22 protein-coding genes, 1 tRNA gene and 1 pseudogene are annotated in these 24,107 nt (G+C 63.0%); 12 read left to right on the top strand and 12 right to left on the bottom strand.

Translation table 11 applies throughout. The features are described 5' to 3' along the window. Window positions 1-20 precede the first annotated feature (20 nt). Window positions 21-626: a 3-isopropylmalate dehydratase small subunit gene (gene leuD, locus CIT25_RS12675; RefSeq protein ID WP_095484834.1), complete on the bottom strand. Its 606-nt coding sequence runs from the start codon at window positions 624-626 to the stop codon at window positions 21-23. Between the two features lie 161 nt (window positions 627-787). Between leuD and CIT25_RS12670 the strand changes: the two genes are divergently transcribed. After that, a complete protein-coding gene (locus CIT25_RS12670; protein WP_095484833.1) occupies window positions 788-1,213 on the top strand; it encodes a GNAT family N-acetyltransferase in 426 nt (141 codons plus the stop codon). Window positions 1,214-1,321: 108 nt separating this feature from the next. Here the strand turns inward: CIT25_RS12670 and CIT25_RS12665 are convergent, their stop codons facing one another. The 4 genes from CIT25_RS12665 to CIT25_RS12650 all read right to left on the bottom strand — a co-directional run bounded on the left by CIT25_RS12665 (window position 1,322) and on the right by CIT25_RS12650 (window position 6,378). Continuing rightward, window positions 1,322-2,488, bottom strand: a complete 1,167-nt coding sequence (locus tag CIT25_RS12665; protein WP_095484832.1) for an NAD(P)/FAD-dependent oxidoreductase — start codon at window positions 2,486-2,488, stop codon at window positions 1,322-1,324. Window positions 2,489-2,551: 63 nt separating this feature from the next. Then, the gene (locus CIT25_RS12660; RefSeq protein ID WP_425351741.1) at window positions 2,552-4,129 is read right to left on the bottom strand and encodes a sensor histidine kinase; all 1,578 of its coding nucleotides are present in this window, start codon (window positions 4,127-4,129) and stop codon (window positions 2,552-2,554) included. After that, the gene (locus CIT25_RS12655) at window positions 4,126-4,821 is read right to left on the bottom strand and encodes a response regulator transcription factor (protein WP_095484830.1); all 696 of its coding nucleotides are present in this window, start codon (window positions 4,819-4,821) and stop codon (window positions 4,126-4,128) included. The genes CIT25_RS12660 and CIT25_RS12655 overlap by 4 nt, the downstream gene beginning before the upstream one ends. A gap of 3 nt (window positions 4,822-4,824) precedes the next feature. Beyond that, window positions 4,825-6,378, bottom strand: a complete 1,554-nt coding sequence (locus tag CIT25_RS12650) for a DUF4153 domain-containing protein (RefSeq protein WP_095484829.1) — start codon at window positions 6,376-6,378, stop codon at window positions 4,825-4,827. Window positions 6,379-6,670: 292 nt separating this feature from the next. On the opposite strand from CIT25_RS12650, the gene CIT25_RS12645 reads away from it, so the two are divergent. Both CIT25_RS12645 and CIT25_RS12640 read left to right on the top strand, forming a co-directional pair. Further along, window positions 6,671-7,552, top strand: a complete 882-nt coding sequence (locus CIT25_RS12645; RefSeq protein WP_164897543.1) for an HpcH/HpaI aldolase/citrate lyase family protein — start codon at window positions 6,671-6,673, stop codon at window positions 7,550-7,552. A gap of 26 nt (window positions 7,553-7,578) precedes the next feature. Then, window positions 7,579-7,785, top strand: coding sequence for a DUF1737 domain-containing protein (locus CIT25_RS12640; RefSeq protein ID WP_095484827.1), 207 nt, complete (start codon window positions 7,579-7,581; stop codon window positions 7,783-7,785). 328 nt (window positions 7,786-8,113) lie between these two features. Here CIT25_RS12640 and CIT25_RS36230 read toward each other — a convergent pair whose 3' ends face one another. Then, entirely contained in the window at window positions 8,114-8,293 is a 180-nt protein-coding gene (locus CIT25_RS36230) for a hypothetical protein (RefSeq protein ID WP_158302546.1), read from the bottom strand. Between CIT25_RS36230 and CIT25_RS12635 the strand changes: the two genes are divergently transcribed. Then, a complete protein-coding gene (locus CIT25_RS12635; protein ID WP_158302545.1) occupies window positions 8,292-9,497 on the top strand; it encodes a pilus assembly protein TadG-related protein in 1,206 nt (401 codons plus the stop codon). The genes CIT25_RS36230 and CIT25_RS12635 overlap by 2 nt on opposite strands. Before the next feature lie 60 nt (window positions 9,498-9,557). Here the strand turns inward: CIT25_RS12635 and CIT25_RS12630 are convergent, their stop codons facing one another. Continuing rightward, entirely contained in the window at window positions 9,558-9,980 is a 423-nt protein-coding gene (locus tag CIT25_RS12630; protein WP_095485111.1) for a metallopeptidase family protein, read from the bottom strand. Window positions 9,981-10,154: 174 nt separating this feature from the next. Here CIT25_RS12630 and CIT25_RS37465 point away from each other — a divergent pair, with 174 nt between their 5' ends. The 3 genes from CIT25_RS37465 to CIT25_RS12615 are packed head-to-tail and all read left to right on the top strand — an operon-like array spanning window position 10,155 to window position 15,893. Further along, on the top strand, window positions 10,155-11,198 hold the full coding sequence (locus CIT25_RS37465; protein WP_095484825.1) for an ImuA family protein: 1,044 nt from the start codon (window positions 10,155-10,157) through the stop codon (window positions 11,196-11,198). Then, on the top strand, window positions 11,140-12,615 hold the full coding sequence (locus CIT25_RS12620) for a DUF6504 family protein (RefSeq protein WP_095484824.1): 1,476 nt from the start codon (window positions 11,140-11,142) through the stop codon (window positions 12,613-12,615). Before CIT25_RS37465 ends, CIT25_RS12620 begins: the two co-directional genes overlap by 59 nt. Beyond that, window positions 12,612-15,893 carry an error-prone DNA polymerase gene (locus tag CIT25_RS12615; RefSeq protein WP_095484823.1) on the top strand — a complete coding sequence of 1,094 codons (3,282 nt, stop codon included), beginning with the start codon at window positions 12,612-12,614 and terminating at the stop codon, window positions 15,891-15,893. Before CIT25_RS12620 ends, CIT25_RS12615 begins: the two co-directional genes overlap by 4 nt. A 60-nt stretch (window positions 15,894-15,953) precedes the next feature. Here the strand turns inward: CIT25_RS12615 and CIT25_RS12610 are convergent, their stop codons facing one another. From CIT25_RS12610 to CIT25_RS12595, 4 genes are all read right to left on the bottom strand, one after another. Further along, window positions 15,954-16,193, bottom strand: a complete 240-nt coding sequence (locus CIT25_RS12610; RefSeq protein WP_095484822.1) for a Trm112 family protein — start codon at window positions 16,191-16,193, stop codon at window positions 15,954-15,956. A gap of 198 nt (window positions 16,194-16,391) precedes the next feature. Then, window positions 16,392-17,063 carry an LON peptidase substrate-binding domain-containing protein gene (locus CIT25_RS12605; protein ID WP_095484821.1) on the bottom strand — a complete coding sequence of 224 codons (672 nt, stop codon included), beginning with the start codon at window positions 17,061-17,063 and terminating at the stop codon, window positions 16,392-16,394. A 164-nt stretch (window positions 17,064-17,227) separates the two neighbouring features. Then, window positions 17,228-18,226 carry a thioredoxin gene (trxA, locus tag CIT25_RS12600; RefSeq protein ID WP_095485110.1) on the bottom strand — a complete coding sequence of 333 codons (999 nt, stop codon included), beginning with the start codon at window positions 18,224-18,226 and terminating at the stop codon, window positions 17,228-17,230. 94 nt (window positions 18,227-18,320) lie between these two features. After that, a complete protein-coding gene (locus CIT25_RS12595; RefSeq protein WP_095484820.1) occupies window positions 18,321-18,818 on the bottom strand; it encodes a prolyl-tRNA synthetase associated domain-containing protein in 498 nt (165 codons plus the stop codon). 233 nt (window positions 18,819-19,051) lie between these two features. On the opposite strand from CIT25_RS12595, the gene CIT25_RS12590 reads away from it, so the two are divergent. The 5 genes and pseudogenes from CIT25_RS12590 (at window position 19,052) to CIT25_RS35780 (ending at window position 21,841) form a co-directional block, all read left to right on the top strand. Beyond that, window positions 19,052-19,126 (top strand) — tRNA-Gly (locus CIT25_RS12590). Window positions 19,127-19,352: 226 nt separating this feature from the next. Then, a pseudogene (locus CIT25_RS12585) lies at window positions 19,353-19,466 on the top strand (type II toxin-antitoxin system RelE/ParE family toxin); the annotation flags it as partial. A gap of 39 nt (window positions 19,467-19,505) precedes the next feature. After that, complete coding sequence (locus tag CIT25_RS12580) at window positions 19,506-19,814, top strand: HigA family addiction module antitoxin (protein WP_095484819.1); 309 nt, start codon at window positions 19,506-19,508, stop codon at window positions 19,812-19,814. Between the two features lie 129 nt (window positions 19,815-19,943). Further along, complete coding sequence (locus tag CIT25_RS12575; protein ID WP_095484818.1) at window positions 19,944-21,077, top strand: PQQ-dependent sugar dehydrogenase; 1,134 nt, start codon at window positions 19,944-19,946, stop codon at window positions 21,075-21,077. A 407-nt stretch (window positions 21,078-21,484) separates the two neighbouring features. After that, window positions 21,485-21,841, top strand: a complete 357-nt coding sequence (locus CIT25_RS35780; protein WP_101954468.1) for a hypothetical protein — start codon at window positions 21,485-21,487, stop codon at window positions 21,839-21,841. Window positions 21,842-22,097: 256 nt separating this feature from the next. Here CIT25_RS35780 and CIT25_RS12570 read toward each other — a convergent pair whose 3' ends face one another. Continuing rightward, on the bottom strand, window positions 22,098-24,053 hold the full coding sequence (locus CIT25_RS12570) for an acyltransferase family protein (RefSeq protein ID WP_158302544.1): 1,956 nt from the start codon (window positions 24,051-24,053) through the stop codon (window positions 22,098-22,100). Between the last annotated feature and the right edge of the window lie 54 nt (window positions 24,054-24,107).

The following is a 24,107-nucleotide window of genomic DNA, read 5'->3' as shown; positions in this document are numbered from 1 at the left end:
AGCCGGGGTCATCGTACCGTTCAGGCCCAGGGACGCAGCTCGGCGTTCTTCTTCTCGAACGAGGCGATGGCGTCGGCCTTCTCCATGGTCAGGCCGATGTCGTCGAGCCCGTTGAGCAGGCAGTGCCGCTTGAAGTCGTCGAGGTCGAACGTGACCACGCCGCCGTCCGGTCCGCGGATTTCCTTGGCTTCCAAGTCGACCGACACCGTAGCGTTAGAGCCGCGCGAAGCGTCGTCCATCAGCTTCTCCAGATCCTCCGGGCTGACGGTGATCGGCAGGATGCCGTTCTTGAAGCAGTTGTTGTAGAAAATGTCGGCGAACGAGGTCGAGATGACGCAGCGTATGCCGAAATCGAGCAGCGCCCACGGCGCATGCTCGCGCGAGGAGCCGCAGCCGAAATTGTCGCCGGCGACCAGGATCTGCGCCTTGCGATAGGCCGGCTTGTTGAGCACGAAGTCCGGGTTTTCCGAACCGTCGTCCTTGTAGCGCATTTCGGCGAACAGTCCGCTGCCGAGCCCGGTGCGCTTGATCGTCTTGAGATAATCCTTGGGGATGATCATGTCGGTATCGACATTGACGATTGGCATCGGCGCGGCGACGCCGGTGAGCTTGGTGAATTTTTCCATGGTCTTTGCCCGTCTTCTTTTCGCTGCGGGGGATGTGTTGGCGCCCGGTTTACACAAAGAGGCGGGCAAATAAAAGGCAGCTGTCTTCGCTCGTGGTCCGGAACACAAGATCGGCACCAAACAGCTTCAAAACCGCCGCCCTATGGTGCACTTTCACCGGCATGACAACGCGGTCCAAAATCCTCTACGCCAGAGAACCAGCCCTCGACGCTGCCGAGTTCCGCCGCGTGCTGGTGGAATCCGGCCTCGGCGCCACTCGGCCCATCGATGACGAAGCCCGTTTGAAGACGATGCTTGCCAGCGCGGATATGGTGTTGACGGCGCGCCTCGATGCGCCTGGCAAGCCGCTGATTGGCCTCGTCCGCGGCATCACCGATTTTTCGTGGGTGTGCTACATTTCCGAGCTCGCCGTTTGCAAATCGGCGCAAGGGCTCGGCATCGGCAAGGGCCTGCTCGACGAAGTGCGGCGGCAGCTCGGGCCGTCCGTCGCCATCTCGCTGATTTCCGTGCCCGACGCCGTCGGCTTCTACGAGCGGATCGGCATGAAGCGCATGCCCGACGCCTTCTGGTTCGGCCGCGAGGGTTGACGGCCTGGCTAGGCCTCTGCACCGCAGCATCGCCTGTCGCGATCCTTCGCGCCCCCCTCTGTCCCTCCAGCGGCAAAAAGGACCGTCGCGGCGCACCCGCCCTTCTTGCTAGATCACATTCAATTCCCGAAAAGCCCGCCCTTCGGCGACACGGCTGTATCCAAACGCCGTGCAATCCACCGTGCGGTAGCCGCCATGCACGATCAGCTCGGCCAGCGCCTTGCCGACGGCCGGCGCCTGCTGCAGGCCGTGACCGGAAAAACCGTTGGCGAACAGGAAATTCTTCACCTCAGGATGCGGGCCGATCACCGCGTTCTGGTCGAGCGTGTTGTAATCGTAATGGCCGGCCCAGGCGCGTGTCGGCTTGATCGCCTCGAAGGCGGGAATACGGGTGGCCAGCACCGGCCAGATCACCTCTTCGAACAGCGGCCAGTCGGGCTCGAAATCGCCAGGATCGGCAGGACCGTCGCCCTCTTCCGGTTCGGCGCCGCCGGTGATGTAGACCGAGCCCTCTGGCCGGACATAGATGCCTGAGGGATCGACCAGCAGCGGCATGTCGGCATATTTTTCGCGTGCCTCGAAGACGAACACATTGCGCTTGCGCGGCTCCACCGGCAGCGCCAGCCCGGCCATATCAGCCACCTGGCCGGCATTCGGCCCGGCGGCGTCGATGACTATGCCGGCCTCGAGCCGCTCGCCATTGCCGAGGCTGACGCTGGTGACACGATCGCCCTGGCGCTCGATGCCGGTCACATCAGCGGTGATGAAATCGATGTTTTTGCCCCGCAGCGCCTTGCGGAACAGCATCAGCATGGCATGCGCGTCGAACCAGCCTTCGCCGCTGCGGCCATAGGCGCCGGCGGTGATGCCCTCGGCCGACAGCCATGGGAAGCGACGCACCAACGCATCCGCATCCTCAAGCACGATGTCGGCGCCCTCGGCCATCTGCGCCTCGTGGTTGGCCCGCAGAATCGGCAGCCCGTTCTCGCCGGCAAGGATGAGATAGCCGCCTTCGCGAAAGCCGATATCGGCATCGGCTCCGAATTCTTCCGTCAGCCGTCTGAACAGCTTCAGCGTGAACTGAGACAGGCGGATGTTCTCGGGAATCGAAAACTGCTGGCGAATGGAAGCGCAGGACAGCGTCGTTGCCGCATGGGCGAATTGCGGGTCGCGCTCGACCAGCGCGATCGAGCCCGAAAATCCTTCCCCGCGCAGATAATAGGCAATCGAGGAGCCGACGATGGCTCCACCGATGATCACGACGTCGTAGCGCACTTTTTCGCTTCTCCAGTTCTAGAGCATGATCCCGAACGCCGGTTTTCGGAATCAGGCTCCAATTCATACAACCGGCAGGATGATCTCGAAGCGCGTGCCGCGCTCGGAGTCAACCAGCCGGATCGTGCCATCATGCGATTTCAGGAGGGCCAGCACGATGCCGAGGCCCATGCCGGTGCCGCCTGAATCGCGGCGCGTGGTGAAGAATGGCTCGAAGATGCGGGCCTGGTTGCTGGGCGAAATGCCGGCGCCATCGTCGCTCACCTGGATCGTTGCCTTGCCGTCCGCGCTCGCCGCTGTCATCGAAACCAGCGTCGCGCCATGCCGCGCCGAATTGTCGATGAGATTGGCCAGCACGATTGCCGCGTTCTCGGCCGAGATGCGCAGGCCGGTATCACCGCCCGCCTCGATACGAACCGCCAGCCTGTCTTCGGCCGGCAGCAGCGCCAGTGCGCCACCAAGCGACGTGCTTTCGCCGCTGGGGGCAAGATTTTCGGCGCGCGCCAGGTCGAGCAGGCGGCGCACCAGAAGGTTGAGCCGCACGGCATCGGTGACGATATTGTTCGAGAACCGCCGCCGCTCGGCCTCATCCATCGCGCTGCCCGAATCGCGCAGCAGCTCGGCCGCCCCCTGGATCGCCGTCAGCGGCGATTTGAGCTCGTGCGAGACATGCGTGGCGAAGGTCTGGATGCTGTCCGAGCGCGCATGCAGCTTTTCGGCCATGTCGAGAAAGGCGGCGGACAGCGCTGCCATCTCGCTTGTGCCGTGGTGGTCGAGCGGCCTGATCGCCTCGCGGTCACCTGCGGCGATGCGCTTCGTGCGTTCCATCAGCGCGTAGATCGGCCGGCTGACGGTGCGCAGGAAGACAAGCGCGATGAGCAGCGTGCCGCCGAGGATGGCGATCGCCGCCAGCACCACCTTGCCGCGCTCGCCATAGAGGTGCTTGACGATGTTGTTCGGCGTTCGCGACAGGTAGACCACGCCGGCGACCTTGCCGGCGACCGCGACCGGCAGGGCGACGAAAACGCGGACTCTCGTGCCGCGGCTCACCGAGTAGAGCGATGGCGGCGGCTCGTCGGAGATCCTCTGCCTGAGCGCGCTGGCGTAGCGGCCGACAAGTGCTGCGTGAACCTCCTCGACGGCGCTGAGCGACATGCCGACCTCTTCGCGTCCGGCGATGACGACGCCTTTTGCGTCGAGCAGCCGGAAGCCGGCAAGCGTGGTTTTCTGCGTCTCGGCAAGAATGCCCGACAGCCGTGCCCCGACCGCTGAGAAGGCGGGATCGACGATGGCGGCAGTGGCCACAGGCCGGGTCGGCTGAACGGAGTCAGAGGCAAGATCGAGGCGCGGCTCGATCGGCCGGTAGGGAGAGTTCGGATCGCTGGCACTGGCGGCAGGCACGGCCGCTCCGAGCTTCTCGGCCGGGATGCCGGCGTCGCGGACCTCTTGCGCATAGATGGCGGCAAGGGCGGCACCTTGCGCGATCAGCTCGGCCTCGGTCTGGCGGATCAGCTGGTTCTCGTAGAGCCGGAAGAAGAACAGGCCGACCAGCGGCAGCGCCATCACCATGATGAGGATGGCGACAACGATGGTGGCGAGGCGCGGCCGCCATTTGCTGCCAATCCATTTTTGGGCGCTCACGCGCCGCACCGGCCCAGCCGGAAGCCGACGCCATGCACGGTCTCGATCGCGTCCGTGCAGCCGGCCGCCGCCAGCTTGGCGCGGATGTTGCGGATATGGCTGTCGACGGTGCGATCGGCGACATGGATGTTGGCTGCATAGGCATTGGCCATCACCATGTCGCGGCCGAGCACATGCGCCGGTCGCGCCAGAAACCCTTTCAGGATCGCGAATTCGATTCCCGTCAGCACCAGCGGCCTGCCATCGAAGCTGGCGGCGTGGCTGGCCGGCACCAAAGCCAGCCTGCCATGCGAGAACTGCCTGTCGTCGGTCTGTTCCGCCTTTGTCGGACGGGCGCGTCGCAGGATGACATTGACGCGGGCGACCAGCTCGCGCGGGCTGAACGGCTTGGTGACATAGTCGTCGCCACCCATTTCGAGGCCGAGGATGCGGTCGATCTCTTCATCGCGCGCGGACAGGAACAGCACCGGCACGTCCGATGTGTGCCGCAGCCGCCGGCAGACCTCCAGCCCGTCCATCTCCGGCATGCCGATATCGAGCACGACAAGATCGGGGGCGCGGCGCTCGATCGCCAGCAGGGCGGCGGCGCCGTCGGACACGGCAACCGTCTTCATCCCGGCCTTTTCGAGCGCAAAGCAGATGATCTCGCGGATGTGCGGATCATCGTCGGCGACCAGAATGTGATGCGGCATGAATCAGCGGCCCGGCACGAAGGGTTCGGAGCCCTGAGGAACCACGAACGGGATACGTGTGTCGAGAGTGCGAAGCAGCCGCCAGTCGCGAAAGCTCCAGGCGCGCCAGTTTTCTCGGCGCGCGCGATAGTGGGCCTCGTCCTGCCCAAGCAACCGGACGAGTTCGCGGTAGGAGGAAACGCTGGCCGCATTCGTCTTGCCCTGATGCTCGAGGAAGCGATCGAGCGCCGGCCAGGCGCTGGGACCGAGCGAACGCAGATACCAGAAATCGAGCTCAGTGCCCTGGCCGGTCATTTCGAATGAGTGCTCGACATTGTAGTTGGCGATCAGCGCCGCGAAGTTGATGAAGCAGCAGGCATAGAGCGTCACCGAAAGCGTCAGAAGATTGGCGGAAAGCAGCCATTCGTTGGATTTCTCGAGCGCGATGCGGGCGATGATCAGGGCAAGGCCCGCCGCCACCAGCCCCATCCAAGCGAAGGCGGCGATGCGCCAGTAGGTCAGCGCATAGACCCCGATATAGAGGTCGAGCCGCAGGATCGACGAGACGACCAGCATGATGTTCTGCGCCACCCAGATATAGACCAGCCGGCGGATGAGCGGATCGCCGGAGGTCGTGCTGCCCGGCCGCAGCGCTGCCAGGACGAAGCCGGCGGCGAGCAGCGCCGTGACGATCAATGGATAGGCGCCGCGATGCGCATAGGCGGCGTAGGTCAGCCCGTCGGGAAGGGCGATGCCGCCCCACAGATAGGTGGCGTCGAGCGCGGTCTGCATCGCAAACAGGATGTTGAAGACGACCAGCGCGCGAAGAATGGCGGCCTTGCCGAAGATGATGTCCTCGATTGCCGTGACGGGTTTTGTCGTCGTCACCCGGCCGACAGGCACAGGCAACACCACACGCGGAATGCGACGGAGAACGCGCGGCAGGCGCGGACGCAAAAAGGCCCAGACACCGGCAAGCACCAACAACCAGAAGGCCAACCGCGGCAGCTGGATGAACTCGAGCAGTGCGAGGAGATCGATCAGCGACAGCCAGTATTCGACAACCGGATTGGCGGCGCCGAACAGCGCGAGAAACACGGCACCCAACGTCAACGGCATGACCCAGACGGCGATCGCCGCAAAGCGGATGCGCCGCCGGCCAAGCCGCCGCGCCGCCTTGCGCCAGCGAAGGAAATCGTGGACGAACCGCAATGGTGCCGCGAGCAGGAAGAGCGCGACCTGGCCGGCAATGCGGGCAAGCCCGTGCCGCAGCCGGCCGACCAGCGAAAGCGCAAAGACGGCCATCGCCGCCAGCCCGATCGCGACAGACAGCGCGCTGACATTTTCAATGAGCGGCAGCAGCGCCACAAGCAAGGCGGCAAGTCCGAGCCACAGGCCGCGGGCGCTGAGCGCCGAAGGCTGGATGGCCGCGGCTGCGGCGGCAAGCGTAATGCCAAACAGGAAAAGCGTGATGCCGACGGGCTGGCCGTAGAAGAAGAAATCGGCCAGCGCGGCAAGCAGGACCGCAACGCCGAAGCGCGCGCAATAGCTCGGCGCGGCCGTGAGCAACGATGTCATGATCGGACTTTCTCAGCGGCTTTGATCCGGCCGGCATATCTGGGCAGAGATTTGGGGATGAAGGGGAAGAGGGTCGCCGAAGTGCCGGGTGGATCGACGAGCCACCAATCTTCGCTACGGAGCCGGTAAGGCAGCGACCAACGGGAATTTGTTTGCTCTTGCATGCCGCCCTTTTCGCCGGCCGAAATGCGGGCAGCGAGGCGGATGCGAGGAGATTTTCGGGAGTTTTATGCAGTTTTTGTGCAGGCCAAGACGGCTTGCCTCGACCGGCCGCAGGCGGCATAGATCTGGTATGACGACCGAAACCTACCGCCCGCGCCGCTCGGTGCTCTACGTCCCGGCTTCGAACGACAAGGCACTGGCCAAGCTTCCGTCGCTGGCCTGCGATGCCGTCATCATCGACCTCGAAGATGCCGTCGCCCCGGCCGACAAGGTTTCCGCGCGCGAAAAACTGGCCGGCATCTTCGCCGATCGCCCCAGCCGCCGCTGCGAGATGGTCGTGCGCATCAATGCGCTTTCCAGCGAATGGGGCGCCGACGATTTGCTGGCTGCGGCACGCTGCGAGCCCGACGCCATCCTGCTGCCCAAGGTCGACACACCGCGCGATGTCCTCGAACCCGGCGACGTCCTCGACGACAATTTCGCACCGGACGCGGTGAAACTATGGGCGATGATCGAAACGCCCAAGGCACTGCTCAACATCGGACCGATTGCCGAGCTTGGCCGCGATCCGGCCTCGCGGCTGGTCTGTTTCGTTGCCGGAACGAACGATCTGGTCAAGGAAACCGGCATTCTCGCCACGCCCGACCGGCGCTATCTCACACCGTGGCTGATGCAGATGGTGCTCGCCGCGCGCGCCGGTGGCCTTGACCTGCTCGATGGTGTCTTCAATGATTTTCGCGACCTGGACGCTTTTGCGCGCGAATGCGGGGAGGCAGCCGCCATGGGGTTTGACGGCAAGTCGCTGATCCACCCGGCTCAGATCGAGGCGGCGAACCGGGCCTTTGCGCCATCTGCCGAGGCGGTGGCCGAGGCGCGCTCGGTGAAAGAGGCCTTCGCGCTTGCCGAAAATGCCGGCAGCCAAGTGATTGCGCTGAATGGAAAGATGGTCGAGCGGCTGCATCTGACACAGGCCGAAAAACTGCTGGCGAAGGCGGCCGCCATCGGGGCATGATTGGCAACTCACGACAGGAATGAAAAATGAAACTCTACCGCTTTCTGTCCGCTCCGGACGATTCCAGCTTCTGCCACAAGGTAACCGCGGCGCTGAACAAGGGCTGGCACCTGTTCGGCTCACCGACCTATTCCTACGACCAGGAGGCCAAGGCCATGCGCTGCGGCCAGGCCGTGGTGAAGGATATCGAGGGCCAGGAATACGGGCCCGACACCAAGCTCAGCGACTGGTAGGGCGCTGACATCGCTCGTCCTTCGTCATCCTAGTAAAACAAGCTTATCCTGCTGTCCGAGTGAGCAGTTCTTGGCGAAAGCCGGAACGGCAGCCAACGGCGGCGCGCACGACCCGATCAGCGCCAAAAATGCAAGTCTGGCGCACTTTCCAATGCTAGTCGTCGCATCGCTGTCGGCCGCGAAAGGCGAAGCAAGCTCTATGACGGGCCGGCGTAGCTGTCCATTGTTTCCCTCGCGGTGCTATTAGTCGTGTTGCCGAGGGCGACCAATCACCGAAAGGCGTCTCCGACAGAAGCTGATCCCATGTCAGCTTGCTAAGTGAACAGTTTTAAAACTGTCCCCGGGTTTCCCTGACGGCGGAAGGCCCGGCATCAAATGCTACGATTCCGAAACCGAATCGAAATAATTTCGCGGCTATGAACGCCGATGGGCGCGCATTTGAGGGGTGGATTGCCATGAGGTTGAGGTTCGAATTGCGGTCGGCACTGGCCCGGATCGTCAGCGCCATGGCGACATCCTGCTATGGTCGTTTTGTCCATTCCCGCGCCGCGAACCTTTCCATCGTCATGGCGCTGAGCCTGCTGCCGTTGGTCGGGGCGATCGGGTTTGCGATCGACTATACCAACGTCCTCCGCGAAAAGAATGAGTTGCAGGCCCTTCTCGACGCCGCCCTGCTGGGGGGCGCGGCGCAGGGCGCCACCTCCGCCGAGGCCACGGCGACGTCCCTGTTCAGCGGGTTCATCGCCGGCAGCCCGGATTTCGCGGCCGACCCGGACCTGAAGGCCAACATGTCCATCAAGCTGGACAACAGTACGCTCTCGGGCAGCGCGACCTACAGCTACCCGCGCTTGTTCCCGTTTGTCTTGGGCGACCCGACCGTCAACGTTCGCGTCACGTCCGCCGTCAAGATGGCCACGTCGGCCGTCCCTTGCATCATCGTCCTTGCGAATAACCCGCAGGCGCTGCTGCTCAATAGTGGCGCCAACGTGGATGCCGAGTCCTGCGTGATCGACGTTCATTCTACCAGGGACCCGGCCTTCATCATGAATGCCGGCGTCACCATGAACATCAGCAAGCTCTGCGTGAAGGGCACGAAATACATCAAGAACGGCGGTACGCTGTCCAAGCTGGAGACGGCATGCGCCGTCACGGCGGATCCCTATGCCGGCGCCATTCCTGAGCCCGCCGTTCCCTCGGCCTGCACCACATCCGGCGCGCGTGACGGACAGACGCAGACCTTGAACCCGGGACTGCACTGCTGGGTGAACTTCAATGGCAGCCCTACCATCACGTTCAATCCGGGCCTTCATATCATCAAGGGACCGATGATCATCAATTCCGGCGCCAAGGTCATCGCCGAAGGCGTCACCTTCTACTTCCCGGATACCGACAGCATGATCCAGGCCAACGGCGCCCTCACAATCACGGCCTCGGCCCCGAGCAGCGGTGCCTACAAGGATATCCTGATGTTAGAAAAGACGAGCGATCCCGCCAACAACGCCAACAAGCGCCAGTATGTGTTCAACGGCTCGAACGGCGAGTCTCTGACTGGGATCATCTATCTGCCCAACCGGGACGTCACCTACAATTCGACCACGAACATCACCTCCAGCAAGATCTCGATGGTCGTGAACACCATGATCATCAACTCCGCCAACTGGAAATTCAGCGGCATCGCCGGCCAGTCGGCGAAGATCTATCTCTCACAGTGATGCGCGCCGGCGCAAATGACGCCGAACCGGAGCAGGATAGCGGCGACGAAGCGTGGGCCGTTACTCCGCCGCCTCTTCGATCCGCTCCATATCATCGTCCGACAGGCCGAAATGATGGCCGATCTCGTGGATCAGCACATGGGTGACGATGTCGCCCAGCGTCTCTTCGTTCTCGGCCCAGTAGTCGAGAATGGCGCGGCGGTAGAGCGTGACGCGGTTCGGCCCCTCGCCGGTCTGCGGATTCCAGCGTTCGGCGATCCCGCGCCCCTCGAACAGGCCGAGCAGGTCGAAGGGCGTTTCTAGCGACAGATCGTCCATGATCTCGTCGGTCGGGAATTCGGCGATCTGGATGACGATCTCGCCGGTCAGCTTGCGAAATTCCTCCGGCAGATGGGCGTAAGCCTCCAGCGCCAGGAACTCCATTTCCTCCATCGATGGCGAAAGCTGGTCGTGCCAGACACGGGTCTTGTAGATGCGGGCCATGCTTTGTCCTTCTGATCCCGGCATATAGGCTTTCGAGCCGAAATCGGCAAATGGCCGGGTTGCCGTCCACACGCGGACAGGAATAAATTCCCCATGACTCCGCTTGACTCTTCGGGCGCCCTCTGGAATCTATTAGAACATAACAGGAACAATTGTGAGTGGAAGCTGACCGTCATGGCGACAAGCGCCGTGGCGCGGGAGACTGTTTTTGCCCTGCGCCGCCAGATCGCGAAGATCGAGGGAACGCTGCCCGAGCGCCTGGAGGCGCCGGCCGGCGCAGCCCCCGTTGATGCGGATGTCACCCCCCAGAATCCAACAGCGGATGTCACACCCCAGGGTCTAACAATCGTCCGCCGCGGCCTCGCCGTGGCGCCGCCCGATGCGTTTCTGCGCACCGGCGCCGAGGGTCTCGATACCGCGCTCAGCGGCGGCCTGCCGAAGGCGGCGCTGAGCGAGATCCATGGCGCCGCGACCCGTGATGCCGGGGCCGTCGCCGGCTTCGCCCTGTCGCTCGTCAGCCTGATTCTCAAACAGGGGCCGCGATTGCCGGTCCTGTGGATCGGCACCGCGGAAATCTTCCGGGAGGCGGGCTTCCCCTATGCCAGAGGGCTTCACGCCGTTTTCGGCATCGAGCCGGAGCAATTGCTGTTTTCCGAAGCGCCAAAACTCCTCGACGCGCTGTGGATCGCCGAGGAGGCCGCCCGGATGACGGCGCTCGCCGCCGTCATCCTCGAAATCCGCGGCAGCCCGCAGCGGCTGGATCTCACCGCGACGCGGCGGCTGCACGCCCGGGCGCAGAATGCCGGCCGGCCGGTCTTCCTGCTGCGCCAGGCCGGCGAGGCAGAGCCTACGGCGGCACCCGTTCGCCTCATCCTGTCGGCGGCGCCGTCGGCATCCCGCCAGACGATCGCCGGGCCACTTGCCGGCTCGATCGGCCGTCCCGCCTTCACCGTCAGCATCGGCAAGAGCCGCACGGCCTTGCCAGGACAATTCACACTGGAGTGGAACCCCGATGAACACAGTTTTGAAGAAAGACGGGGCGAGGAAAGAAGGGCAGCGAATTCTGTCCCTGTGGTTCCCGCACCTCGCCGCGGAAAGGGTCCTGCGGCAGCGTCTGGGGCGGTCCTGGCGTTCCCGGCCGTCGGATCACCTGCCGCTGGTGATCAGCCATCGCCAAGCGAACGCGCAGCGCATCGCCGCCCTCGACGAGCGGGCTGAGGCGCTTCACCTGAAGCGCGGCATGGGCATAGCCGACGCGCGCGCCATGCATCCGTCGATCGACGTGGTGGAAGCCGATCCCGAGGCCGACCGCCGCCTGCTCGAAAGTCTTGCCGACTGGTGCGACCGCTACACCCCGCTGGTGGCGCTCGACGCAGCCGATGGCCTGTTCCTCGACGTCACCGGCTGCACTCATCTTTTCGGCGGCGAACGCTCGATGCTCGACGACATCCTGTCGCGCTTTTTCTATCAGGGTTTTGATGTCCGCGCCGGCCTTGCTGCCACGCCAGGTGCTGCCTGGGCGGCAGCGCGGTTTGCCAGTGACCGCATCGTCCCCGGTGGCGAGGAGGAGGCGCTTCTCGCACCCTTGCCGCTGGCGGCGCTGCGCATCGAGCCTGATATCCGCGCCAGCCTGGAAAGCGTGGGCCTGCGCACGGCGGGCGCCGTCATGGCAGCCCCGCGCGCGCCGCTCGCCCGCCGCTTCGGTGTCTCGCTGCTTTTGCGTCTCGACCAGGCGCTCGGCCGCCTCGACGAGGCGGTGTCGCCGCGCCTGCCGGTCGCGCCGCTTTCGGTCGAACGCCACCTCGCAGAACCCATCATGCTGACCGACGAAATAGAGCGGCTGGTGAAAATGCTGGCGACGACTTTGAAGGTGGATCTCGAGCGCCGCGGCGAAGGCGCAAGAAGGCTGGCGCTGCTGCTCTTCCGCGTCGACGGGGCCGTCAGCCGGATCGCCGTCGGCACGTCGCGGCCGCTGCGCGAGCCGCTGCTGATCCAAAAATTATTTCACGAAAGGCTAGCCGCGCTCGAACAGGACATCGATGTCGGCTATGGCTTCGATCTCGTGCGCCTCTCCGTCCTGTCGGCCGCCGCCTTCGACATGCAGCAGGCCGATCTCGCCGGCGAGACGCGCGATGACGGCGCCGATATTGCCCTTTTCGCCGATCGCATCCGCGCCCGGCTCGGCGACAGCGCGGTTTTGAAACCGGTTGCCGTCGAGAGCCATCTGCCCGAGCGCGCCGTCGCCACGCTTCCCTTCGCGGAGGCGCCGCAAAGGGTCTCTCCGCCGAAGAAGCCGGACAAGATACAAGACACTAAGCCTGGCTTCCGGCCGGAACGCCCCATCCGGCTGTTCCGTTCGCCCGAACCGATCGAGGTCCCGGCCACCGAAATGCCTGAGGGACCGCCCATGAACTTCCGCTGGCGGCGCGCGCTGTATCGGGTCGCGCGCGCCGAAGGGCCGGAACGCATCGCCCCGGAATGGTGGCGGGAGGCGGCGGGGCAGGAAGACGCGCCGACCCGGGATTATTTCCGCATCGAGGATAGCGACGGCCGCCGTTACTGGCTCTACCGCCAGGGTCTCTACGGCGCCTCTCAAGTCCCGCCGCGCTGGTTCATGCATGGGGTCTTCGCATGAACGCGCTGGCGGCCGTTCCCTATGCCGAATTCGGCATCCAGTCGAATTTCTCGTTCCTGCGCGGCGCCTCGAAACCGGAGGAGCTGGTGGTCGCGGCAAAGTTTTTGGGATTCTCGTCGATCGGGCTTGCCGACCGCAACACGGTGGCCGGTGTCGTGCGCGCCTGGCAGCAGGCCAAGGTGGAAGGCCTTTCCTATCATCCCGGCTGCCGCCTGGTTTTTTGCGACGGCACGCCCGACGTTCTCGCCTATCCGCAGGACCGCAAGGGCTGGGGCCATCTCTGCCGCATGCTGACGCAAGCCAATATGCGCGACGAAAGCGAAAAGGGCGCACCGCTTCTCTATCGCGACGACCTTTTCGAATGGGGCGATCTCATGTCGCTGGCGATCCTGCCGGATCTGTCGGCGCCAGATGATCTTAAAATGATTAGTCGGCTCAAGGATCGTTTTGGCAAGGCTTTGCGGCTTGCCGTTTCGCCGGATTATCACGGCAACGACCGCTTCCGCATCGAGCAGGCAGCTTCCATGGCTGAGGCATCGGGCATTCCGCTGATGGCGACCAACGACGTTCTTTACCATACGTCCGAACGACGCCGGTTGCAGGACGTGCTGACGGCGATCCGCCTCAACGTGCCTGTTGCCGAAGCGGGGCTGGAACTGGCGGCCAATGCCGAGCGCCATTTGAAGCCGCCAATGGAGGTGGCCCGGCTTTTCCGCAGACATCCGCAGGCACTGGCGGAAACGCTGCGCTTTGCCGGCGAATTGAGCTTCTCTCTCAGTGACCTCCAATACAACTATCCCGACGAACCGACGGAATCGGGCCTCGGGCCACAGGCCGAACTGGAAAGGCTGGCTCGAGAGGGAGCGGCGATACGGTACCCTTCAGGCGTTCCCTCCGATGTGACAAAGCGCATCCAGGAAGAGCTCGCTTTGATCGAGCGCCTGAATTACGCGCGCTATTTTCTGACCGTCTACGACATCGTCAAATTCGCCCGCAGCCAGGGCATACTCTGCCAGGGGCGCGGCTCCGCGGCCAACTCGGTGGTCTGTTATTGCATCGGCATCACCGAAGTGGGCCCCGAGCGGATCGACTCGCTTTTCGAGCGTTTCATTTCCGAGGAAAGAAACGAGCCACCTGACATCGATGTCGATTTCGAGCATGAAAAGCGCGAAGAGGTCATCCAGTACATCTACTCGAGATACAGCGCCAAGCGCACCGCACTTGCCGCGGCCGTCGTCAGCTACCGGGGCCGGTCGGCGATGCGCGAAGTGGCCAAGGCGATGGGCCTGTCGGACGATATCAGGAGCGCGCTGTCCAGTTCGATCTGGGGTTGGTCGACCTCGGAGCTCGGCGAAAAGGAGACCAGGGCCGGCGGCCTCGACCAGACCGATCCATCGACAAGGCATGTGATCGAATGCGCCAACGAGATCATGGGCTTTCCCCGTCATCTGTCGCAGCATGTCGGCGGCTTCGTCATCACCAGGGACCGGCTCGACGAGATCGTGCCCATCATCAAAACGGCGATGGACGAGCGCAAGATGGTCGAGTGGGACAAGGACGATCTCGACGCGGTGAAAATCCTTAAAGTCGACGTGTTGGCGCTCGGCATGCTGACCTGCCTGCAGCGCGCCTTCAAGCTCTTGGAAGACCATTATGATGATGCGCGGGATCCGTATGGCCGACCCTATGTGCTGGCCACCCTCCCTGCCGAGGACAAACATGTCTACGACATGATCTGCCGCGCCGACACGCTCGGCGTCTTCCAGATCGAATCCCGCGCCCAGATGTCGATGCTGCCGCGTCTCAGGCCGAGAACATTCTATGACCTCGTCATCGAAGTGGCGATCGTGCGGCCGGGCCCGATCCAGGGCGACATGGTCCATCCCTATCTGCGCCGCCGGCAAGGCAAGGAAAAACCTGAATATCCCAGGCCGGAACTGGAAGAGATACTCGGCAGGACGCTTGGCGTGCCACTGTTCCAGGAACAGGCGATGAAGATCGCCATCGTCGCCGGCGGCTTCAGGCCAGGGGAGGCCGATGAATTGCGCCGCGCCATGGCCACTTTCAAGCGCACCGGCACGATCGGCAATTATCGCAAGCGGATGGTCGACGGCATGGTTTTGCGGGGCTACGAGAGAGACTTCGCCGAGCGCTGCTTCAAGCAGATCGAGGGATTCGGCGAATACGGCTTTCCCGAAAGCCATGCCGCTTCCTTCGCCCTGTTGGTCTATGCCTCGTGCTGGTTCAAGACCTTCTATCCCGACGTGTTCTGCGCCGCGATCCTGAACTCCCAGCCGATGGGATTTTATCAGCCGGCTCAGCTTGTTCGCGACGCGCGCGATCATGGCGTCGAAATCCGCGACGTCGACGTCAATTTTTCCGGTTGGGATTGCGCGCTGGAGGAGGAGCCTTTCGATCAGGCCCGCATCCTCGAACGCCATGCCCAGATGCGTGGCGTCATCCGGACCAATCATGCCGTCCGGCTGGGTTTCCGCCAAGTCAAAGGTCTGTCGAAGGAGCGCATGGAGGTGTTTGTCGCCAGACGCAGCGATGGCTACGCATCCGTTCGCGATGTCTGGCTGCGTTCAGGCCTCTATGTCGATGAGATCGAGAAACTGGCGCAAGCCGACGCTTTCCGTTCGCTTGGTCTCGACCGCCGCGACGCCCTGTGGGCGGTCCGCGCCCTCGACGGCAGGAGTGCCGCCGAGACCCTGCCGCTGTTCGACCGGCCGGCGGTCCGTTTGCGCGACCTTGAACCCGAAACCAGGCTCCCGACAATGCCGCTCGGCGAGCACGTCGTCCACGACTACCGTTCGCTCGGCCTGTCGCTGAAGGCGCATCCGCTTGCCTTTCTGCGCCAGCGGCTGGATCGTTCCGGCGTCACGCCCAATGCGCGCCTCCCCTCCGTGCCGGATGGCAGGCGGGTCTCCGTCGCCGGCCTGGTGCTCGTGCGGCAGCGCCCAGGCACTGGCAAAGCGATTTTCCTGACGCTGGAAGACGAGCAGGCGGTCGCCAACGTCATCTTCTGGGAAAGAACCTTCAATCGCTACCGGCCCATTGTCATGGGGGCGCGGCTGGTCCGTATCACCGGCAAACTGCAGTCGGAATCGAACGTCATCCATATCGTCGCCGAAAAGGTCGAGGATCTGACGCCCTGGCTGTCCGTGCTTTTGGAGGAGAGGCCCGATGTACCTGTCGTGCAAAACGACCGGCAGGATATCGCGGCGCTATCGGGGAAGGCAGAAAAGGTCATGCCCAAGGGGCGCAATTTTCAATAGGGGATACCGGTGCGGCGGTGCACAATCTTGCGAAATGTCGGCGCGAAAGATCACTACAGTTCAGGACGGTCCGCCCAGGCGCGGCGGCGGCAATCCGTCGTCGAAGGGGAGCGAGCGCGCCTCCGAAGGCAGCATGATCGGGATGCCGTCACGCACCGGATAGGCAAGCCGCGCGAGCCTCGAGATGAGCTCGCCGCGCTCCGGATCCCAGGTAAGCGGGCCCTTGGTCAGCGGGCAGGCCAGCAACTCCAGCAGCTTGGGATCGACATTGGCCTTCTTTCCGTCACGCCCATCCACCATTCGGCCCGTCCTCTCACCAGCATTTAAGCTTCGCGCGGCTCTTCCTTCTCCCCTTGTGGGCGAAGGTGGCCGAGCGAAGCTCGGTCGGATGAGGGGTGTTCCAGCTTGGCACCGACCGCGCTCCGTCCAGCACCCCTCAACCGTCTTGGCGCTACGCGCCAATCCACCTTCTCCCACAGGGGGAGAAGGAAGAGCCTCCTACTGCAGGCTCGACCCGAAATCCTCGTTTTCGCGCGCCAGCGCCATTTCGGTGATGGCGATCAGCGTTTCGGCGCGTGTCTTCAGGTCCGCCGCTTCGAGCAGCGCCTGTTTCTCGGCCGGCCCGTAGGGAGCCATCATCGACAGCGCATTGACCAGCATGGCATTTTCGGCGCGGCTGACGCTTTCCCAGTCGGCTTCGAGTTCGTTGGCCTGCAGATAGGCACGAAATGCCTTGAGCAACGCCGGCCGGTCGATCCCGGCCTCCGCCTGATCTTCATCGAGATCGGTGAGAAAGGGAGCAAACCGGCACTGGCGGAAGGGCGTCTTGACCGCGAGCTCCTGCACGATGCGGAACCGGCACACGCCTTGCAGCGAAATCAGGTAACGGCCGTCGCCACTCTCAGAAAGCGCAATGATGCGCCCGGCGCAGCCGACATTGCAGAGTTCAGGCTCGCCATCGGCGCGCCGCGCGCCGTCGAGGCTGGGCTGTATGATGCCGATCAGCCGCGATCCGGCGATCGCCTCATCCACCATCTCCAGATAGCGCGGCTCGAAGATGTTGAGCGGCATGCGGCCTCCCGGCAGCAGCAATGCGCCTTCAAGGGGGAAGATCGGTACCGTCGACGGCAAATCCGTATCGAGCCGGTAATGCGCGTTTCCCGCCTGCACTTCAGTCCTCCGCTCGCTTCGTCGAGAAGCGCATCAATCCGCCCGCCGATCGCAACCTGGCGTGTAAATCGTCAGGAAGCGAAAAACGGATCGGGTCTGGCCCCTAATCTGGCGCAGCCGCCGCCGACCGCAAGGCCGCCAGGCAAAAACAGCTTGATGCGCGCTCAGGAAAACAGCAGCGACGACAATTTGCGCCGTGCAGCCAGAGTTGCTTCGTCGGTCATCCCCCATGCCTCGAAGAATTGCAGCAATTGCGTCTTGGCGCCGTCGTCGTTCCACGAGCGGTCGGCCTTGACGATTGCCAGCAGATTGTCAGCCGCCGCCATGCGCTCGCCATTGGCGTTCTGGATCATGGCAAGATCGAACCGTGCCTGATGGTCCCCGGGGTTCTCGGCCAGCCGACGCTCGAATTCGGCCGGATTGCCAAGTGCTGCTGCCTGTGCGGCAAGCGCCATCTTGGCGCGCACCGCGGCCAGCGGCGGCGCATCCTTCTTTGCTTCCGGCGCCCGCGCCAGCACGGCTTCGGCGCCCTCGGCATCGCCGGCCTCGAACAGCAGATCGCCAAGCCCGGCAATGGCCTCGATCGTCTCCGGCGCCTGTTCCAGGACCGCGTCGTAGATGTCCGCCGCGGTCTGCACATCGCCGGCGTCGCGCGCCTCCGCGGCCGCGGCAAGCGCCTCGGCCACCTGCGGCGCACCATTGGTCTTGCCGCCGACCTTCTCGATAAACGCGGCGATCTGGCTCTCGGGGATGGCGCCCATGAAGCCGTCGACCGGCTGGCCGTCCTTAAAAGCGATGACCGCCGGGATCGACTGGATGCCGAGCTGTCCGGCGATCGAAGGATGGTCGTCGATATTCATCTTGACCAGCTTGACCTTGCCGCCAGCGGCCGTGACTGCCTTTTCCAGCAGCGGCGTCAGTTGCTTGCAGGGCCCGCACCAGGGCGCCCAGAAATCGACCAGCACCGGCTGACGGCGCGATTCCTGGATGACGTCGGCGGCAAAAGCGGCGGTCGTCGTGTCCTTGATGACGTCGACGGCGACGGGCGGCTCGCCAAGCGCGACTTTCGCGGGGGTGGCCTCGGTGCCGCCATACTGCACTGTGGTGGCATATTGCCCGCCATTGCTGTCAAACGGGCCGCCAAATTGATTGTTGTCGCTCATCTCGTCACCCTTTCGGTCGCGCCGCCGGCCCACCGGCCCGGCACAACGTCCATATCCTCACTCAGAAGTCGGTTTATCGTCATCCATGTGGCGATCATGCCGTGACTTTCAAGATAACAGCATCATGCCCGGTTGCCTCGACGAATTTGACGAGGTCGGCGGCAGCGATCGATGTCGTTGCCTCGTTGCTCAGCGGATGGGCGTTGATGATGGTATGGCCCATCAACTCCTGGTCGAGTACCACCTTCACTCTTCGCGCCGTGTCGTTGATCACGCCGAACACGGTGACCGCGCCCGGAACGACGCCGAGAAGCTCCATCAGCATCTCCGGCTTGCCGAAAGACACGCGCCCGGCAGCGCCGATCACATGGTGGATCTGCTTGAGGTCGACCACCGCCTCCTCGCCGACGCTGACCAGGAAGAAATTGTCTTTCTTGTCCTTGAGGAATAGGTTTTTGGTGTGCCCGCCAGCGATTTCTCCGCGCAACGCCTGCGAATCGGCGACCGTGAACAGCGGCGGATGACGTAGGGTCGAGACCTCGATCCCAAGATCGGCGAGAAAGGCAAAAAGCTCGGCTTCGGTTTTCGGCATGTTGTTTCTTGTCGGACTTGTTGTTGTCGCGGTTTAGATCACGCCGTTTACGGCCAATGACGCGGTCGAGACAAGACCGTCGCGCGGTGAGGCCGCCGATTCCGTTCCTGTCCTCGCTACGGAAGGCTTGTTTACGTCGCCGGCTGCGGACCAAAAAACCTGCGATTTCCCTGTTGCAATCGCCGCGCCCTTCAGCCATATAGGCGCGGCTTGCGGCCCAAAAAGCCGCGCGAGCGGGTGTAGCTCAGGGGTAGAGCACAACCTTGCCAAGGTTGGGGTCGAGCGTTCGAATCGCTTCACCCGCTCCAGTTTCTCTCAGGGAATCAAGCGATTAAATCGGCCGCCTTCGGGCGGCCGATTTGCTTTGTGGCCCTGTGTCGCGACCATGTCGCCACGGTGAGCTTTTCGTGCCAAAATCGGCGACGTATCGTCATCCATCTTTTCGCCTGGACCAGTTCAATCATAGATTGCCTTCATCTGAAGATGGGCCGTCAGTCTCACGCGGTGGTACTTTTTCGTTGACAGCCCGGAACGCTGAAAGGCGACCGCACCGGACAGCACTCGATCCGCATTAATGACCAATTCCGTGTCTGCTTTCGGTGGGTAGACGGCAACGCCGAGGACGTTGAAATCGCCGATTGCCATTGACGACCAAGAGTGGGGACGACCAAGAGTTGGAGATCTGCAATGCTACACTTTACTTCGCCGATCCACCCTGGCGAAATCTTGCGGGAGGAGTTTCTTGCCCCTCTGGGTCTGAAGCCTTACACGCTCGCCAAAAAGCTCCATGTGCCACGGACCAGGATTGAGCGCCTTGTGGCCGAAGTGACGCCCGTCACTCCCGACACTGCGCTTCGCCTTGCCAAGTTCTTCAATACGACGCCTCAGTTCTGGATGAACATGCAGGCCGCGTTTGACCTCACTATGGAAGCTGACGCGAAAAAGGAAGAGATCGCAGCGATTGACAGCTACGCCGAAGCGCCGCTTGCAGCTTAGCAGCAGGCGGACATCTTCGGCCGCCATATACGCCATTGATGAGAACCCGCTCGCCAGCTTGGGAACCGCATCGGTAGTCGGTCATTATATCGAGGAGCCGGCGGCTCCCCCCGTTCGGATGGAGAAATCATGCTGCGGATACCGATTGCTTTGTCTTTTCTTCTTGCCTTCAGCGCGCCCTCGACCACCTTCGCGCAGGACCCTTCCAAGAGCATAGAGAGCCAAACAGGCCGCATTGCTGTCGAGACCTTTGCCGAAGGGCTCGAACATCCCTGGGGCGCGACCTACCTGCCCGACGGCACGCTGCTGGTCACCGAGCGTCCGGGGCGCCTGCGGCTCGTCTCGACCGACGGGGCCGTTTCCGATCCGATCGACGGTGTGCCGGACGTCCTCGCCGACGGACAAGGCGGCCTGCTGGATGTGGCGCTCGATCCGGACTTTGCCAACAACCGGACGGTTTATCTCTCCTATTCGGAGCAGCGGAGCGGCGGCGCGGCCACGTCCGTCGGCCGTGGACGCCTGAACGAGAACGGGAGCGCGCTTTCGGGCTTCGAAGTGATCTTCCGGCAGGAACCAACCGTCTCGAGCCAGCACCATTTCGGTTCCCGCCTGGTGTTCGCGCCGGACGGCAAGCTCTTCGTTACGCTCGGCGAGCGCGGCAAGGCGCAACAGGCGCAGGACGCGAGCAATCATCTCGGGACGGTCGTCCGCATCAATCCCGATGGTTCTGTGCCTGACGACAATCCCTTCGTCGGCAAGGACGGCGCCGACGAGATATGGTCCTACGGCCATCGCAATGTGCAAAGCGCAGCGATCCATCCCGAAACCGGCGTGCTCTGGACGGCGGAAATGGGGCCGCGCGGCGGCGATGAGCTAAACATTCCGGAAGCCGGCAGGAATTACGGCTGGCCCGTGGTCAGCTGGGGGCGGCACTATTCGGGCAAACGCATCCCCGATCCATCGACACGGCCGGAGTTTGCCGGCTCCATCCATAGCTGGACACCGGTCATCTCGCCTTCCGGCATGACCTTCTACACCGGCGACATGTTTGCCGATTGGCGAGGCGACCTCCTGATTGGCGGACTGTCCGCGGCAGGCATCGTTCGTGTCAGAATTGACGGCGAGCAGTTCGCCGGCGAGGAAGTCCTCGCTCTCGGCAGCCGCGTCCGAGACGTGGTGCAGGCTCCCGACGGCGCGGTAATGGCGTTGACCGACGAGCCAGCGGGAAGGATATTACGACTGGCGCCGGCAGCGTCGCAGTGATCCCATGCGGCGCGACAGGAGCGGCACTTCGCGCGCCCGGCGTTGGCGGTCCTTTTGCAGAGATCGTCGGGGTTAAAACGCAATAGGCGGCAAGAACCGCCAGTGGTTCCTACCCTCGCACCGCAGCCAGCCGCGATGTGTATCGCGTGATCGCGGAGGATTGCGTCTACGCGCTCCCATCGATTTCGCTATCTCGCTTTGCTGGCTTGTGACCAGCAAGCGTTTGTTCGCCGCGCAATACGCCCCGGATAGAGTTAGGACTTTTGCTTTTCAACCTCGGACCAAGGTCCCTTGCGGACGGCTGTATTTAAACGAAACTGGCTAAATAGTGGACCTTCATATTAGAGAGTCCTCACATTTATGATCCAGAACCAACCTGGCGGGACGGCGATTCGTAAGGAGAAACCATGAAAACTCGAACCAGTCTGTTCGCAACGGTCGCCGCTCTCGCCCTTGTCGCGTCTCCGGTCTTCGCCGGGCCCGGCGGCAATGGCGGCGGGCACGGTAACGGCGGAAGCAACGGCAACGGCGGAAACTCTGGCGGGGCCGGATCGCAGGGACACGGAGCCGCAACTTCTGCGGCGGCTAAGGATAAGACGACGAGGGGAATTGCTCATGCAATGGGCGTCGTTTCGACGACGCCGGCCTCACCGCAGGCCACCCTGTCCTTGCAGGCAGCCTTGGACAAGTTCCTGGCAAGAGAGGCCGACCCGGCAGAGTCTTCCGACGACACATCCGGCGAAATTCCTGACGCAGCCGAATAAAATTGCAATTCGTGCGTCCGCGGCGGCGCACCGCAACTATCGAAAATTCTTGCCCGGCTGGCGGGCTCCTTCATCTGTTTGGCCGATGCCATGGGTCAAGGAAGAGCCCACATTGAGCCCAGATCCTCGGGGATCGCTGGACGGTCCTGCCCCTACAGACTGTCCAGAGAGCACCACCGGCTCCGGCCGGTGGTGCGTTTTTGCGTGGGCGCTCAACTGCACCAGCGGGGATCGACACGGCATCGACGCCCGACTTTCAAAGGCCGGCCCTCGATGCCAGATAGGGGGCCAAGGCAAGCGAATAGCTGGCCGTCAAATGGTGAAGGTCGCGCCAGACGATGATGTTGCCTGCGACTGCAGGACATAGGAGCGGGCCGCATATGGCATCGGTCATATCCACGAAGACCACATTCTTCTGCGACTTTGCTGCCAAGGCAAACGTGCTGTTCGATTCAACTTCACTGCGCTTGGTGAAGCATTTCGTTGGCGTAGTTCTCAAGCAATCGCCGGGGTCGAACCTGATATAGGGCGTGTTGCGGATCGCGACGATTTGCGAGCCTGTCTGCGTCAGTTTGCTCCAGAGGCTCCGTAACCCCTCAACCATCTGTTCTTGCGGAACGGCACTGTAGCCGGATTGACTGGTAAATGTCAGATACGGCCGCAGCTTGATGATCTCGGCGAGCACGTTCTCCCGCCATTCGGCACAAGACACGTAGGGTTTGCCATAGGCGACGATCGGGACACGGCTGAATGGGCAGGCGGACTTCGTAAAGGTGATCAATCTGAATTTGCGGTCCTTGGCAATCTTGTCCAGCGCCGGAATCCATTGGGCGGCATGAGAATCTCCCACGAGGACGATGGCCCTCGCACCGGCCGGATCGCCGAGAGAGCATTTTGTCGGTTCTGCACCTTCCTCCTGGTGGCACTTCGACAGATAGGCGACCGGCAAGTCTCGCTTCAGCCTGGCGAGGGGAGGGAGCAGGTTCACATCGTCCGGAACGGGGGCGTGGCTGAGCCATGCCGCCGGGCCGGGATAGGAAGGCGTCCCAATCAAGGCCGTGTCGATGCTTTCGGTGCGTAGGGAATAGAGCAGGCCGCCGGAGACCGCCACGCAAGCAAGTATCGCAAAAGTGCCGTATCCCAGCGGTTTCCATTCGACACGGGCGCGAGCCTCTCGATATCGTTGTTCCACATATCGATAAGACAAGTCCGATAGTGCGGTGGTCAGCACAATCAGCCCAAGACCGTTGACCAGCGACACGGAGTAGCCCTGCGCCAGAAAGAAAATGATCAGTGGCCAGTGCCACAGATAGATCGAGTACGACCGGTCGCCGATGAAGCGAAGCATTTTCGAATCAAGCCCGCGAAACCGACCGCGTTCAACCTCGCCGGCCAGGATGACAAGAACGGTAGCGAGGGTCGGCAGCAAGGCGCTTGCGCCTGGGAAAGGCGTTGACGCGGAGAACAACAGGGCGGATGCGAGGATGCCTGCCACGCCCACCGCCGCCAATGACTGTCGTGCGAACGCTCCCAGTCGAAACCCGTGTCCGGTGAGGGCCAACAGCCCTCCCAGCGCCAATTCCCATTTGCGCGTTTGGGTCACGAAATAAGCCTGGGCAGGGTCCATCTCGGTCAAGATCACCGACACGATCAGCGACCCGGTGAACACGAGCGACAATGCCCCGATCAATGAAAGTCTCAGCGGGAATCCTAGGCGACGCGCCAGCCAGATTGCCGCAACCATGAGGAGCGGCCAGACGATATAGAACTGCTCTTCTATCGAGAGCGACCAGTAATGCTGTACCGGGCTCGGCAGGCTGTCGGCATCGAGATAGCTGACGGCGATCGAGGCCAGCCGCCAGTTCTGGACATAAAGGGCGCTGGCACCGATCTGGTTGGCTGTTTCCTCCCAGCGCGCCTTCGAGAGGAAAAACAACGTCCCGCACAGCGTCACAAGCAGCACCAGGGTTGCTGCTGGCAGAAGCCGCCGGATTCGCCGGGAATAGAATTCGATCAGCGAGATCCGGCCGTCGCGCATTGCTGTTCGCGCAAGCAAGCCTGTGATGAGATAGCCCGAAATAACGAAAAAGACGTCGACGCCGACATATCCGCCGGGAAGAACATCCGGCCACAGATGAAAAACCACGACCAGAGCGACCGCGAGACCACGCAGCCCCTGTATATCCGGCCGAAACCGAGGTCCCTCGCGCACTGGCTGAAAACTGTCCCGCAATTCCGAACGGCCTGTCTCAAGAGAAATGTCGGA

The sequence above is a fragment of the Mesorhizobium mediterraneum genome, from assembly GCF_002284565.1.
GTDB classification, from domain to species: Bacteria; Pseudomonadota; Alphaproteobacteria; order Rhizobiales; family Rhizobiaceae; genus Mesorhizobium; species Mesorhizobium mediterraneum.
This window is presented reverse-complemented; position numbering and strand designations above follow the sequence as displayed.